Genomic DNA, 14,936 nt, shown 5'->3' on the forward strand with positions numbered 1-14,936 from the left:
AAGACAAAAGATATGGCTATATATATTTAGGACTATCTTCTATTTTGCTCATAGGTTGTGCGAGTAATGATATTATTTTATCATTATTACACAAAACAGAACCGATGTTGCTTTCCTATGGACTTTTGTTATTTGTTTTTTTCCAATCTATCTTTTTATCGAAACACATCTCTAACGAAATCATCACGGCCGAACTAAACTTAAAAGCTGCCAAATATCAATTGGTTCATTCAGAGAAGATGTCTTCACTCGGTGTCATGGTAGCGAGTGTTGCACACGAAATCAATTCACCACTTAGCGCAGTGATTGCTTCCAGTGCCGCAATAGAAGAAAGAATAACTGAACATTTCCGACTTCTCCCCGAAACAAATCCGATCCCAAAAGATAAATTTCCAATATTATTATCGTTATTCGACCTTGCAATAAACCAAAACGAACTTTTTTCGACAAAAGAAGCCAGACAAACCAAACGCAATTTGACACAATACCTAGAAAGTTTGGGAATCAACGATGCTGAAAACAAAGCTGATCTTTTTGTATCATTGGGCATTCGGGAAATTCCAGAGGATTGGATTCCCATACTAACAGACAAAGACGGAGCAGATTTTCTTGTGATTGCAGAACGAGCCATCTCTCTCCTGCAAGGAACGAAGACCATTCGAATAGCAGCCTTACGTGCGGTAAAAATTGCGCAATCCCTAAAGAATTTCACACATTTTGATCCAAAAGCAGAAAAACAAACAATCAACCTATCAGATTCTATAGATATGGTTCTCACTATTTTTGAAAGCTCTTTGAAACAAGGAATCGAACTCGCTACTGATTTCGAGGAGATTCCACCTATTGAATGTTATCCAGATGAATTAAACCAAGTCTGGACCAATATGATTCAAAATGCCATCCAATCCATGAACGGAAAAGGGTTTTTGAAAATTAAAATTGGCAAAACAGAAATCAAAGATAAAGGTTATGTTTTTGTTTCCATCGAAGATTCCGGGGTAGGCATTCCAAAAGATTTGGAATCTAAAATTTTTGATCCATTCTTTACAACAAAACCTATCGGAGAGGGGACCGGACTTGGCCTCTATATCACAAAACAAGTAGTAGAAAAACACAATGGCAGCATAGAACTAGAAACAAAACCAGGAAGGACGATATTTACCATCTTTCTACCTTGGGCACCAGAATGAGTTAGTAATTTCCGAGTATATCGCCATAAAGATATTTGAATAAATTCTAGATAAGAACTTAAATCTTAAAGCTCAACGTCTATCAGGCAAACGAAAACTAACCGTTGTTCCCTTCCCCTTTTCGCTAGTTGCCCAAATTTCTCCGCCATGTAATTTTATAAATTCACTACAAAGGATAAGGCCAAGTCCTGTTCCCTTTTCGCCTTCTAATCCAATGCTTGTCAATTGGGCATCGACACGAAATAACTTTTCCAAATCAGAACTGTCCATTCCGATGCCGTTGTCTTGGCATTCCACTCGGATGCCATCTTCATCTTGTCTGACAGCGATCCTAATTTTCCCATTCTCGTTGGTAAACTTAATTGAATTAGTGATTAAATTTCGGAGAATCGCTTGAATCATTTCTGAATCAGCATAAACATAAGCCAATTCAGACGGTATGTCAGTAAGAAGTTGAATGGATTTTTTCTTAATCGTTGATTCAACTTGATCCGTAATTTTAGAAATAAGGCCGATCAGATTTACTTGTTTGGGCCGGAAAGGCATGTTTCCTGTTTGAGTCCTTGCCCAGTCCAAAAGTTGTTCCAGAAGCCCGTATAACATAGAGGCAGAGTTTTGAATTTCATATATGGTTTCTTTTTTTTCAGTGTCTGTATGCGAATCAAAATCCGTATACATAAGTTCAGTCAGTTGTTTAAAAGCCCCTAACGGGTTTCTTAAATCGTGAGCAATGATGGAAAAAAAAATATCTTTTGTGCGGTTAGACTCACTTAGCAATTTTTCGGAAGTGTGTAAGGCTTCAATGGCCTTGTTCTTTTCGAAGACTTGTTTTCTCAGTAGCTTAGTTCGATCAAAAACTTTTTTTTCTAATTCAAAACGATAGGTGATGAGTCTTTGGTATTGTAAAGTAATGAACTCTGATAATATGGAGAATGGAATCAAAAAGGAAATCAAATAAATATACGAATCAAATACTCCTGGATACACAAATGGGCCAACACCCATTCTTGTCATCAGGATACTCGACAAATACAGCAGAAATACTCCTAAGGTAACACCTCGGATTTGAAATCGATAACCCAAATAAATTAAAATCAAAAAAGATAAAAAGAAAAGATAAGGGAAATGATAGACTATGATGACTTGCACTAATACAAAAGAAAAAGTCCAAAGGATAAGCCGAATTGACAAATCCTCAAAACGGAATTTTCTCCAAGCCATAAAGAATGGAACGATTATAAAAATTCCAATCGTATCTCCAAAAGTAATCACAATCAAAGTGCGAATGATTTCAGAAAAGTTTAGTTTATAAAAGTATCCAAAGGAATATAGAATTCCACCAAGACAAAGTATAGAAATCAAACTAGAAAGAAAACAAACGTAAACCACAAAGTAAAAATTATCTTTTGCGGAACTGAGGCTTTTGCGGATTTTTTTTATCCAGAATGTATAGGCTAATGCTGATTGGAGAGTATCGATCCCGGCAGTCAGGGAAATACTGAGATACAAACCAAAAGGGTCCAAACCATGTTGGCTACTGATAAGACCGTCTTTATTGGCAAGAAAACTCGCAAGCCAAACCACTGGCAAATAGCGATATCCAAAGAACAAACAACCGATGAGGCCAATGCCGGAAGGAATCCAGAGAACCGCCAGGTTTACCGGTTGGAAAGAAAAAAATTCCATACCTAGTTTGGCAGTTCCGATATAGAGCAGAAATAAAACGAATCCTTTGAAGGATTGCTTCCAGTTCATGGGGGATAGATTAATGGATGGACAATAGGAGAAAAGCGAAATTATCTTTGAAATCTCTTTACCAGGATAAGGGATACCCTAATTTCAATCAAAAGTCCACAGCTCAATACTGTGAATGTAACAAAAAATGGGACTTAATTTCCAAATAAAAGTGAATGAAAGTCTTTTGTTATATCTTTACTTTTCATAAAGTAGGTGCCAACTAACATAGAATCCACGATTCCCTTGTATTTTTGCCAATCTGCATAACTTTCGATCCCAGATTCAGCCACCCGAATGATGGAACTGTCCAACTCTGGTGCAATTTCCTCAATTAGATTTTTATGAATTTCGAATGTATCCAAATCTCGGGTATTGATTCCAATAGTGGTGGCCCCTGCATCGAGTGCAGTTTTTACCTCATCCTTATTGTGTGTTTCCACAAGGACAGAAAGACCTAAACTTTTGGCATACTTGTGTAAGGACGTTAGTTCACTTGGTGAAAGGATCCGAACAATTAGTAAAATTGCAGACGCTCCGTAAGCATAAGCTTCGTCAATTTGAAGAGGATCAATGATGAAGTCCTTTCGGATCACAGGGATTTTCACTAATTCGGAAACGGCCGTTAGATCCGAGAGAGATCCAAAAAAAAATTGGGAGTCAGTGAGGACTGAAATGGCACCGGCACCAGAAGATTCATAAAGAGAAGCAATCTGAACGGGATTATAATCGGGTCTAAGGATACCAGAACTAGGACTTCCTTTTTTGCATTCCGCAATGACTGATATGGAATTAGTTTTGAGATGCGATTCCCAAGGTCTAACAGGAACTTTGCGAGCAGGAAGGGTCTTTCCCCTTCCCATACGAATTTCCTCGTGTTTGGTTGCTACTATCTTATGTAAAACAGGATTCAAGGAAAAAGCTTAGAACGCTTTTAACGCAGCATCTTCCGAATCATAGATATCAAAAAGAGAAGTCAATTCAATGACATCAAAGATACGTTTGACTGCGGGTTTGATGTTGGAGATTTTTAGCGAACCCTCTTTAGAATTGAGTTTGCGAAGAGTGGAAATACAAGCTCTGAATCCAGAGGAAGACATGTATTCTACGTCTTTCATGTTCAAAAGAACCTTTCTATGCCCAGCATTATCGATGAGTTCCATAAGGCCCTCTTCCACTTCATTTGCCACAGAAACGTCCAATCGACCTTCCAGATAAACGACTAGTTTTCCGTCTTTCACTTCGTGTTTCAGCACCGATTTACCCAACCTGATATGATTTTACAAAATCATCGTATTTTAGCGGAGTGTCAATCAATGTTTTCTCAATCCATTCCATCGGCTTCTGACCTAGACAAATTCCAAAAATTCCTGATTTTAGGTGGCGGATCCTCGGGGGACTCCTCTGCCAAATTATTAACCTCCCAAGGGAAACAATGCTTACTGGCAGACAAGTTTCCAGAGAAAGCCAACACACTTTTGTATGCAGAAGTTTTGTCAGACAATCACCCACAGGAAGTATTAGAAGGAATTGACTGCATCATCAAAAGCCCAGGCATCCTTCCGAACCATCCTATCTTGGAAGTAGCCAAACAAAGAGAGTTACCTATACTCAGTGAAATCTGCTTGGCACGAGTTTTTTACAAAGGCCCGGTGGTTGGGATCACTGGCACTGATGGAAAGTCAACCACCACGGCTCTCACCTACCACATTCTAAAATCTAAATTTCCGAATTCTCGGATGGGTGGAAATATCGGTGTTCCTTTTACCTCCTTTTGTTTGGAACCATTGGATTTAGTCGTATTAGAACTTTCTAGTTATCAACTAGACGACTCACCTAACTTAGAATTAACTGCTTCTGCTATTTTGAATTTGGCGTCGGACCATTTAGAAAGACACAAAACAATGGAGTCCTATGCCGAAGCCAAATGGAAAATCCAAAATTTGGAGAACCCAAAGCATAGGTCGTTTGTAAATCCAATTTTTTTTCAATTCCTTTCCCAAGAAATGCCAAAAGGAAAAACCTTGCACTTGATAGGTGAGAATCAGGAATACTTTGTTAGTTTAGAACCAAACCAAGTGTATACTCCGAATCATACTTATGATGCGTCAAAGTTTCCACTCAAAGGAAAACACAACCTAATGAATTTATGTTTTGCCATTGCCCTTGCGGAAACTATGGGAATGGAAAAAGAAGAAATCCAAAATCAATTTGAATCCTTCCAAGGACTTCCCCATAGATTCAATCGAATAGAAGGTTCTGGATTCCAAAATCAATACAAAGAAATTCAGTTTATCAACGACTCCAAATCTACGAACATCCATTCCATGCTGTCTGGAATTGCCGGATTTAAAAAAGGGGATGGATTATTTTTGATACTCGGAGGAATTCCCAAATTAGAACCTATCGATTTATTTTTAAGTCGTTGGAAGGAATTGGAATGTCCGATTTGGGTTTATGGAAAAGCAGTAGAAGTATGGAAAAAAGAATTTGATGCCACGGGTCTTCCCGTGAGTTACTTCCCTGACCTCTCCGCCCTAATCAAAGATCTAAAAACTAAAATCGATTTTAGGATGGGAAACAATGCCAATAAAACCGCAACGACAACTCCCCTATCTGTGATTTTTTCACCGGCAGGAGCGAGTTTTGATTTATATAAAAATTTTGAAGAACGAGGAAACCACTTTGAGAGTTTGGTGAAAGAAAATTTCACCTAACGGTTTGTTTTACTAATGATTTGTCAGTTTGGGAAATGACACTGACAAATCATTAGTTTTTACCTTTTGTGCAATATTCTTTCGTAAGCTTTACTACCAATAAAAATATCTAAAAGATCTCCATCAATATGTTGGTCTCTCACTTCCATCTTTAAAATATCAAAGGCACGATCCAATGGCACTGCCTTTTTATAAGGTCGGTCTTGGTCTGTGAGGGCATCAAAAATGTCGGCAATGGCCATCATCTTTGCCTGGACGGGAATCTCCACAGCGGAGAGACCTCTCGGGTAACCGGAGCCATTTAATTTTTCATGGTGGCCATGGGCAATGGCTGGAACCATTTTAAGTTCCCTTGTCCAAGGTATTTTGGATAAAAATTGGAAAGTATGTTCTACGTGGGATTCAATTTCTCGCCTTTCTTCGAAATCCAATGACCCGCGACGGATAGATAAAAAACCAAATTCTTTTGGCATCAGTAAATTCAGTTGGTTCCCATCGGTTGTGTGATAACTCATTTTAGAAATCTCTTCCAAAAAATTAGAATTCCCTTCTTCTAAAATTGAAGGTTCATTGGATTCCGAAATCACTCGCACCATTTCTTCTAATTTTTCTTTTTCTAAAACGTATTCGAGGTGGATTGACTTTTCAAATTCCACATAACCATTGTTACCATGTTTTTTAAGGTATTCAATTTTCTTTTGTGCCAGTTTTGCTTCCACATCTTTTAAGATAAATTGGAAACGCCAACGAATTAAATCCAGTTCGTAATCTTCTAGTTTTTTGGCCTTAACCAGAACTTTTTCCCGAACTCCAACTTTTCCAAAATCATGAAGAAGGGAGGCGTAACGAATTTCCTTCACTTGAGACTCATTGAAATGGATATCTTTGAATCGACCCGTTTGGATGGCATTGACAGATTCCGCAAGTCCCACTGTGTATTGTGCTACCCGAAAGGAATGTCCCGAGGTAGTTGGATCTCTAGATTCAATGGCGGATACACTGGCAGTGACAAATCCTTCAAACAAAGTTTCAATGTCATGAACCAAATTATTGTTTTGAATGGCAACTGCCGCCTGTCCCGCAACCGCCATCACCAACTCTTCTGAATATTTATCATATTCTAAAATCGAATTGGTTTTCATTTCCTCTAAAGTGAGTTTAGTTTGAAAGTTTTTCTTTCGGTTGATGAGTTGGATGACACCCACTACTTCATCATGGTGGTCTTTCATAGGAACCACTAACATCGATTTTGAATAATAATTACTCATTTTGTCAAAATCACTGTTGAACTTATATTCTTCTCCACCGGACAATTCGTACACATTCTGAATATTGAGCTGTTTCCCTGTAAAAGCTACATAACCGGCGATACTCTTTTTGTTGATGGGTAAAATAAATTCATCCGAACTCAAATCGAGAGCAGAGATTTTGAATCTTAGATTTCTCGGATTTCCTCTTTCGTCTTTTTCTACCAAATACAAAGATCCAGAATCAGAATTGGAAATTTCCCTGGCTGAATTCAAAATATCACGAAGTAACTTTGTAAAATCTTTTTCGTTCGCAAGACTGATCCCAATCTTTGTGAGTTTGGAAATTTCATTGGTGGAAACATTGATCCGTTTTTGTAGTTCGAATTTGTCCACCACCATCTGCAAGCTAGTGAAAGCATTAGCAAGAGCCTTCACTAAAAAGAGCAGAGGTGCATCATCGGGAACATTGGTAAAAAATAGATCTTCTTCAATGTTTAGAGCGATGTATCCTGTGTAATCGATAGGTGCACGAACAATAAAGTTCGACATAATCGTTGGATGGTTCTTTAGGAATTGGTGGATCTCGTTGTGTTTGGTTTCCAATTCATACCGAGAGATATAAAACAATACTTTGGCGATGCGTCCATGGGAATCGGATTCAATTTGGTCCAACTCGGGGAGGGTCAAAACCTTAGCTTTGATTTTTTTGGAATAATCAGCTATTTTGCCTTCAAAAAAAGGATCGTCCGTGATGATGAATTGCGAATCCGAAGATTTGGTCACAGGCATACTATCGACATGAAAAAAACGACTGTCGATTGTTTTTTAGAAAATTAATCTTACTTTTGTTTGTTTAAGAGGATGATTCCAAAACTAAGGCAGGCGACCAAATAAAAACTCAAAAAATACAGAACCTGGACTCCTAACAGTACGTAGGGTGCATGTACCCAACCATTTGGCTCTTCGAGTAAAAAAGGAAGGAAAATTCCCAAAACTGAGGGATAAAGAAAAGAGATCACTCCCCGAAGGCCTGGACCGGACCAAGACAAGGAGGAGAGGTATGAATAAAGCAATCTTCCAAAGATTCCCGAAAGAATACTCAAAGGGAGAACCACTACTATTTCTGTTCCAAGACATGTAGAGAAGGCAATCGCACCAATCCAGATTCCCATCTCCGATTCTTCTGGGACGATTTGTTTTTTGAATTTTGAAACCAACTGAAATCCGACGTGGGAGGAGATCCCATAAATTAACAGGTTTGCCACTTGTTTATAAAAACTCCAATCGACTTTCCAGGGAGATAGAACCAAAAAAGCCACAGGCAAAAAACACAAGTAGACAAAACGAAGAGAATCATCACCTAACTTCATTTCCTTATTCTCTTCTAAATTCCAAAACATCTCTCGTGCCCAAACAAAGGCTCCAAGAGAAATAGCAAAAGGCAAAATCAGAGTATTGTCTTGGACGAGGATGTTAGTTTGGAAGAATTGTATGCCAAACAAAACAAAGACCCAAAACAAATACAAAAAAATCGAAACAAAAAGACGGCGATACACCTTAAAAGTGAAAATTCTTTCTTCTAGGGAAGTGTAGGAAAGAAAAAGTAATAAATTACTTTTTGCGATGTAAGCAAAGATCGAATCTGTATTCCAAAGCTCTGAATATATTCCCCATTTCTTCAGTGATTCCGTAAGAATAAATCCGAGGGCAGTGATAACCGTCCATTGGAAGAGTAAATCTTTACGTTTCCACTCTTCTGTAATTCGAGAAAGAGAATGAAACAAAAAGAAACCAGAAAGAATACAAAAAAGGAATTCTGTTTCCACTAAATTCATGGTTGAATCTCCTCACTGACAGTAAAGGGAAGGATGGAATAAGGAGGTTCTCCATTACGATCCAAACTTTGAAAGTTATGATGAAAACCTCGAATGGACTGGTTTCCAATCAGAATGAACTTTTCGGTTCCCGCCGGTTTTAAAAGAATACTTCGGTTAAAGAAATAGAGGATCGGATTCGTTTTTAATGCCTTTCCAATATTTTGAAAATGAGGAAGGATTTTTGTATAAGGTTCATAGATATCAATGGAATTGGCAGCACGAATGATGATAGTTTTTCCTTTTAAATTCGGAATTGGTCGGTTACGTAGGATCCAATTGTTTGGATCGGAATACAAAGTTTGGAACTCACCCACTCCATCGGCGGAAAGGATTCGGATATTCGGAAAAGAATACAATCTGTCCTTTAATTCCGGTTTTACTTTTTTTAAGAATAAATCCACTTCCCCGGGTAACTCCCATAATACGACTTCCATTCCCGAGAAATGTTTGGCCACGGCAAGGGATGTAACACCAGGATATTCTGGATGATTTAAAGCAGGTCCAATATCAAAAAATACAATTTGATTTCCTTTTTCAAATCTCTTCAAATCACCAAAGAGTGTTTTACGTAGAATCGACATAGATTTAGAAAGAAAGGCTTTGGAGTTTAGTAAATCATCCAAAAATAGATTGGTGTCTTCGAGTCTATTTTCATAAGTCCTTGCACGGATTTCTTCATCTTGGCTATTAAACAAATAATGGCCTGTATACGAACGGATCGTTTTTTCCTCTAACTCAACAAAGGAATTATGATTTGGTAGATCCCAAGTATAGGGATAAATAGGTTTTCCCGTTTCGAAAGTATCGTTTATTGGTAAGTCTACAATTTGCCCATAAGGAGACAAACGAACATATTGTTTGTATAAACTTTCCGTTTGTTCTGGATTATTTTTTAGTTTAGAAAGAACTGCTAAGTTAAATAGCGCATAACGATGGTATGGTTTCTCTTCTATCCCATAGATGGACTTAGCATTAACAAGAGATTCCCAAACTGATTTCGCAACACTCCATTTCCCCGACTTATATAACGAAGCACCGTATAAATTATATGAATACAAAGCGATATCATGATTGGGAAAACCTTCGGCTAAAACGAGTTTTCTCTGGTCTTTTAACAATGATACAGCGGCCTCGTAACGACCTAAATCGTAATATACTTTTGCTAGATTATAGTCCAAATAGATTTGTTCTAAAGGACCAGTGATCATGCCATGAATCGAAGACAATTCAAAAGAAGCCAGTTCCGTTTGGGAAAGATCGTATAAAAGAAGTCCATAAAAATAAGAATTTTCGATGGCAGACGGATCTTTTAGAAGTCCCAAAGTTTCATACAGTTTTCTGGCAGAAGTGAGGTAATACACCGCCTCTTCTTTTTTACCATCTAAAACCAAAGCCTTCCCTAGTAAGGAAATGGTATCAGCATAGTCGCTATGGAATACGGATTTAGTAACTTCTCTTTCTTTCCTAGCGGCACTCGCAAACTCAATCACCTTACCAAATTCTTTTTTGGAAAAATAAAACTCAGCAATGTACTTTGCGATAGTAAACTTTGTGTAGGAAGAAAGACTGGAATTGCTACCGGCAGTTCGCCAAACTTCTTTGAATGATTCTTCCGAGCGTTTTTCTAAACTCAAATGGAATTTAAGATACTGCAAATACTCAGAAGGGAATTCAAGCGACTTAAGAACGGATGTTTTTTCCTCAAATGATAAAGAGGAATTATATTCACTCAAACGAACAAAATCTGATTCAGATAAAAATTCATCCGCAGAGGGAACCTTCCATTCAGGAGGTCTTTTTAACAATCGATGCAAACGAATGGTCTCATCCAAAAGATGAGAAAGAGACTGATAAATTACAGCCACTAACTTTCCCCGTTCTTCATAGGAGACAAAGATAGGTTTTCCAGAGAATGTCGCTTTCTGTTCTGTGGAATTGAGTTTGGGAGTGAAAGTGATTCCTTTTTCTTCCCACTCAAAACTTCCATAAAAAACAAATTGGGATCGGTTTTTTTTGGGGAGAGAGAGAGAATCCTCCCTTCCTAAATACACAGCGCCAGTTAATTTTTTGAATTCGAAATCGATAAGGTCAGAAAGTAAGAGAAGTGTTTTTGTATCCGATTCTTTTCCTTCAATTTCAAAGTCCCCTAAACTAAAAAATGAAACGGACTCAGCTGATTCATAAGTGATGGTGCGCGTTTCTTTTTGGATCGCATTCCGAATCGAATAGTATAACGGAGCATAGGCGACAAATGCCAAGAGCGAAAACGTAAGGAGGGTATTTTTTTGAAAGCGAGACAAGTTAGGCAAATTCTAAAAAGTTTAGTTTGACCTAGTTTTCTTAGAATTTTGCAGAACTCAAGGAAAAAACGGGGTTTCCCCCGTTATGGAGCGAATCTTATCGTTTGAGACCGAGAACTTCCTGGATCATTTGGTCAGAGGTCACGATGGTTCGTGAGTTGGCCTGAAATCCTCTTTGGGTCACGATCATGTCTGTAAACTGGTCGGATAAGTCTACGTTTGACATCTCAAGAAGGCCTGCGTTGATTTTTCCACGACCTTGGCTTCCTGCCTCACCAATGTTTGCATCCCCGGAGTTCAAAGAGTAACTATACATAGTGTCCCCTTCTTTATTGAGCCCTGCTGGGTTTGTAAAGTTAGCAAGAGCAATCCTTGCCAGTGGTTGGCGCACCCCATTCGAGAAAACACCGGTCACAGTTCCTGTGTTGTCAATGGAGAAGGACTCCATATATCCCATCGGGTATCCGTCTTGTTTCACAGCTTTGGTAGTAAAATCAGAAGAGAATTGTGTGATTCCGCCGACAAGACCCGCTTCTCCTAAATTCAAACTGAATTTTTGAGCCGTTGGGTTTCCGGGAATACGAAAGGAAATATCGGCTTTGAGTTTTCCTGTGGTTTGCGAATCCACTCCATCGGACACAGAGATGATTTTTCCATCTGGTGTGAAAGATACTTCGAGTTCCTGATTCCCAGAAACTTTTGTGTTTTCCCCACCAGTTCCACTCACATCCACAGAAACTTGGCTTGAGTCTTCCAATTTGAAACGCATCTTCCATACGTTTTCTCTCATTTTGTAAAACTCCACTCCCATTTGGCGAGTGTTTCCTAGTTCATCATAAACATTAATGGATGTTACATGGCCTCTTCTTTGGCGAGGATCTGGATCATTGATATAACGTTGGATGTCTTCTTCTGTTGCGTCGGATGGAACAGCGGCAACACTTGCATTGAGGTTGGATTGAAAATCTACGTTCTGAGTGGCACGAGCTGGTTCTTTAGAATAAAGAGGAATGACGATGTCTTCCAAAGATCCTGCGGAGTTGATGTATTTGTTTCCACCATCATCCAAACGAGAATTCCAACCTTGCACTTTCAAACCATTCGCAGGGTTTACATAAAATCCGTTTTTATCTATGTTGAAAGCACCAGCACGAGTATAAAATTGTTTATCGCCATCTTTTACTACAAAGAAACCTTCTCCAGAAACGGCAACGTCGGTATTCTTTCCTGTAGTTTGTAAAGCACCTTGCGTCATAATTTTATCGATAGCAGCAATGAGAGAACCAAGACCTACTTGTTTCGGGTTTGTTCCCCCGATCCTTTCGTTTGGTTCAGACGCACCTTGTAACTCTTGTGAAATCATGTCTTGGAAGGTAACTCGTTCGGTTTTAAAACCGTGTGTGTTTACGTTGGAGATGTTGTTACCAATAACATCCATTCTTACTTGGTGGTTTTTCAATCCGGAAACTCCGGAGTAAAGTGATCTCATCATAACGTTATATCCTCTCTTTTTTTATCGACCTTTTTGAATTAATCCTGATAAGCTTCTTGTTTTTTTAATGTATTATTCGGAACATTCTGTGCGTTCCCGGGACGTTGGAACTCTGGCTCTGCTTTAAGTAAAGATGGGTCAGAAATCAAATTGATTTTTGCTACATCAAGCATTCGCCCGTTCACACGAACGTAAGTTTTCCCTTCATTATCAAAAAGAATCGCACCGGCAAGACCTGTGACATCTTCTCCGGTAACTAAATCCGGTCCTGATACAATTTTACCAACCACCGAATAACTTTGTTTAGATTCCATTCTCGCAATTCCAGATGAGATGTTTTTCATCTGCTCTAATGAAGAGAACTGTGCCATTTGTGCGATGAAGTCTTTATCTTGCACTGGGTTTGTTGGATCCTGGTGAGAAAGTTGTGTAAGAAGGAGTTTTAAAAAATCATCTTTCCCGAGTTCTTTTTGTTTCTCACGAATTTCAATGCCTTTGAGTCCACTTGTTTCTTCTTTATCCAACTGTTCCAAATGTTTGCGTATATTGAAGGTTCTATCCCCTTCAAAGTATTTGGTTCTTGCTGAATTTTGTGTTGATATGTCTTGCATTCCGTCTGGCATGGGATCCTCTATTTTTATCTATTTACTGGCGATTTATGCGAAAAATTCCAATGTTTTGGTTTCTTCGAATGCCGGAAGACCGAGAAGGTCTGTGGATTCCTCTAATCCCAATGAGTTTTCTGAATTACGGAACCGGGCCGCTTCGACCATCGTTTGGTAGAGTTCATTTTGTTCTTTGCGATCGGTAAGGCCACTTCCATCATCCCATAAATCAATGATGAGCGCTTGTAAGTCGAGACCAGATTCTTTTAGATTTTCTTTGATGGTTTGGATTTCGTTTTGAAGGGATTTTTGTAATTCTTCTGACTCTACAAGGATCCGACCTTCTACCTTATCCCCATCCACAGTGACTTTCAAAGTAAGCCTTCCGTATTCTTTGGGATTCATTACGATTTCAGCACTAGACTTTCCATTTTGGACAATATCAAACCGTGCTTGTTTGATGAGTTCGTCTATATTCTGTTTGAGATTGGTTTCTTTTGGTTTTGAGTTTTTTTCAAACGAACGAATCTCTTCTGTTTTGGATGTCATTTTAGTTTCTAAAGACGAAAATGCAAAACCTTGTTTGGTGCCACGTTCGTCAGAAGAACGACCACCGTCTTCCCCTGATTTTGAAGGAGTGCTCGTTTGAACGTTGGGAACTAAAGTGGCTTCCGTGGATTTTTGTTTTTCCAAAGCAGAAGGGACTTTAGAATCTTGTTTTTGGAATTCTTTGTCTTTGACTCCAAGAGAACGAATCATTTTATCAGCGTTTTGTGTTTGGTTGGATTTCTCTTGGTCTGAAGAAATCTCAGTATTTTCCGATCCACTCTTTATTTGTTTAGATGATTTTGGTTTTCCTTCTGTTTTACGAACAGAGTGTTCGCTTTGAAGATCCTTTGTTTCTACTTTGATCTCTTTTCCCTTGGCAAAAACTAAATCAGAAACTTGGGAACCGGAATGACTCACTTCCACCTTGGTTCCGAAAGAAACTGGTTTCCCATTTGTTTTTTTATCTTCTATAGGTTTTTTCGCAAAACCTGGAAAATGAACCAAATTCGATTCTTTGGCCAAAGGAGTTTGCGATTTTGTCGCACTAGACTCACTTGTTTTTTTTGTTTGTTCCGAAAGGAAAAAACTTTCCGCTAATTTTTTAGCATCATCAATAAAGGCATTTCCTTCTTTCGGAGAATAAGCAGGCGTTTTTTCAGCAGACTTTTGTAAGGATAATAAAACTGTTTTTTCCTTCGTGGACATTTCGTTCCCTTGGTTAGCCGGAATCATTGAACGGTCAAAGTCCACAGTGGAAGTAACAACCCGAAGACTATACTCTAAGGCATCCCGATCTAAATCTTCTTCTTCGCTGGTCTCTTCCGTTTCTTCCTCTGCTGAAGATTCTTCTGAAACAGTTTCTTCTTTTTGTGTTTCTGCTATAGCACTTAACGTTTGATTTGCGGTCTCTTCCGGTTTCGGAATTTCAGTTTGAGAAGTTGTGCCTTCTTTGTCTTGACCTGGAGTTTTGTATTCGGAAGGACTTTTAGGTTTTTCAGAATGCACTTGGAATTCACGTTCCAAAATTTCCCCAAAACTTTCACGCACCGCCATCGCATGGTTTTCTTCCCCACTGCGTTTGGAGGACTTCCAATCCACCTGTGGGAATTGAATTAAGTTTTGGTTTTCAACTTTTACGTTCATGGGGTGCCTTCTCCCTTAAGGATCGAACTTCCCCAGATTTCCTTGAGAGAATTATCTTCTTCCTTTTCCGGTTTATGTC

At 38.7% G+C, this 14,936-nt stretch carries 10 protein-coding genes and 1 pseudogene (1 of these 11 cut by a window edge); 2 read left to right on the forward strand and 9 right to left on the reverse strand.

All coding sequences use genetic code 11. The features are described from left to right. Positions 1-1,190, forward strand: partial view of an ATP-binding protein gene (locus tag LEP1GSC195_RS08430; protein WP_015681563.1) — the 3' portion only. 1,057 nt of this gene lie to the left of the window's left edge; the window shows 1,190 of its 2,247 coding nt (coding positions 1,058-2,247); the start codon falls outside the window, past its left edge; its stop codon occupies positions 1,188-1,190. Between the two features lie 72 nt (positions 1,191-1,262). Here LEP1GSC195_RS08430 and LEP1GSC195_RS08435 read toward each other — a convergent pair whose 3' ends face one another. The 3 genes from LEP1GSC195_RS08435 to LEP1GSC195_RS08445 form a co-directional block, all read right to left on the reverse strand. Next, entirely contained in the window at positions 1,263-2,945 is a 1,683-nt protein-coding gene (locus LEP1GSC195_RS08435; RefSeq protein ID WP_015681820.1) for a sensor histidine kinase, read from the reverse strand. 134 nt (positions 2,946-3,079) lie between these two features. Beyond that, the gene (locus LEP1GSC195_RS08440) at positions 3,080-3,838 is read right to left on the reverse strand and encodes a beta/alpha barrel domain-containing protein (RefSeq protein ID WP_040506578.1); all 759 of its coding nucleotides are present in this window, start codon (positions 3,836-3,838) and stop codon (positions 3,080-3,082) included. Positions 3,839-3,847: 9 nt separating this feature from the next. Continuing rightward, entirely contained in the window at positions 3,848-4,180 is a 333-nt protein-coding gene (locus LEP1GSC195_RS08445) for an STAS domain-containing protein (RefSeq protein WP_002971981.1), read from the reverse strand. 60 nt (positions 4,181-4,240) lie between these two features. On the opposite strand from LEP1GSC195_RS08445, the gene murD reads away from it, so the two are divergent. Next, positions 4,241-5,641: a UDP-N-acetylmuramoyl-L-alanine--D-glutamate ligase gene (murD, locus tag LEP1GSC195_RS08450; protein ID WP_015680520.1), complete on the forward strand. Its 1,401-nt coding sequence runs from the start codon at positions 4,241-4,243 to the stop codon at positions 5,639-5,641. A 59-nt stretch (positions 5,642-5,700) separates the two neighbouring features. Here the strand turns inward: murD and LEP1GSC195_RS08455 are convergent, their stop codons facing one another. The 6 genes and pseudogenes from LEP1GSC195_RS08455 to LEP1GSC195_RS08480 all read right to left on the reverse strand — a co-directional run bounded on the left by LEP1GSC195_RS08455 (position 5,701) and on the right by LEP1GSC195_RS08480 (position 14,857). Next, positions 5,701-7,680: an HD family phosphohydrolase gene (locus LEP1GSC195_RS08455; RefSeq protein WP_015681136.1), complete on the reverse strand. Its 1,980-nt coding sequence runs from the start codon at positions 7,678-7,680 to the stop codon at positions 5,701-5,703. Positions 7,681-7,730: 50 nt separating this feature from the next. After that, positions 7,731-8,726 (reverse strand): hypothetical protein, encoded by a 996-nt coding sequence (locus LEP1GSC195_RS08460; RefSeq protein ID WP_015681410.1) that lies wholly within the window; start codon positions 8,724-8,726, stop codon positions 7,731-7,733. Next, positions 8,723-11,068 carry a tetratricopeptide repeat protein gene (locus tag LEP1GSC195_RS08465; RefSeq protein ID WP_015682606.1) on the reverse strand — a complete coding sequence of 782 codons (2,346 nt, stop codon included), beginning with the start codon at positions 11,066-11,068 and terminating at the stop codon, positions 8,723-8,725. The genes LEP1GSC195_RS08460 and LEP1GSC195_RS08465 overlap by 4 nt, the downstream gene beginning before the upstream one ends. Before the next feature lie 97 nt (positions 11,069-11,165). Then, entirely contained in the window at positions 11,166-12,560 is a 1,395-nt protein-coding gene (gene flgE, locus LEP1GSC195_RS08470; RefSeq protein WP_015680552.1) for a flagellar hook protein FlgE, read from the reverse strand. A gap of 68 nt (positions 12,561-12,628) precedes the next feature. After that, positions 12,629-13,171 (reverse strand): annotated as a pseudogene (locus tag LEP1GSC195_RS08475) (flagellar hook capping FlgD N-terminal domain-containing protein); the annotation flags it as partial. Between the two features lie 45 nt (positions 13,172-13,216). Next, entirely contained in the window at positions 13,217-14,857 is a 1,641-nt protein-coding gene (locus LEP1GSC195_RS08480) for a flagellar hook-length control protein FliK (protein ID WP_015681838.1), read from the reverse strand. Positions 14,858-14,936: the final 79 nt, after the last annotated feature.

It is taken from the genome of Leptospira wolbachii serovar Codice str. CDC (genome assembly GCF_000332515.2).
GTDB lineage: Bacteria > Spirochaetota > Leptospiria > Leptospirales > Leptospiraceae > Leptospira_A > Leptospira_A wolbachii.

Bases quoted from the DNA above. Each gene is read 5' to 3' on its own strand.
- LEP1GSC195_RS08435 (WP_015681820.1), bottom strand. From the start codon at position 2,945: ATGAACTGGAAGCAATCCTTCAAAGGATTCGTTTTATTTCTGCTCTAT.
- murD (WP_015680520.1), top strand. From the start codon at position 4,241: ATGTTTTCTCAATCCATTCCATCGGCTTCTGACCTAGACAAATTCCAA.
- LEP1GSC195_RS08455 (WP_015681136.1), bottom strand. From the start codon at position 7,680: ATGCCTGTGACCAAATCTTCGGATTCGCAATTCATCATCACGGACGAT.
- LEP1GSC195_RS08460 (WP_015681410.1), bottom strand. From the start codon at position 8,726: ATGAATTTAGTGGAAACAGAATTCCTTTTTTGTATTCTTTCTGGTTTC.
- flgE (WP_015680552.1), bottom strand. From the start codon at position 12,560: ATGATGAGATCACTTTACTCCGGAGTTTCCGGATTGAAAAACCACCAA.
- LEP1GSC195_RS08480 (WP_015681838.1), bottom strand. From the start codon at position 14,857: ATGAACGTAAAAGTTGAAAACCAAAACTTAATTCAATTCCCACAGGTG.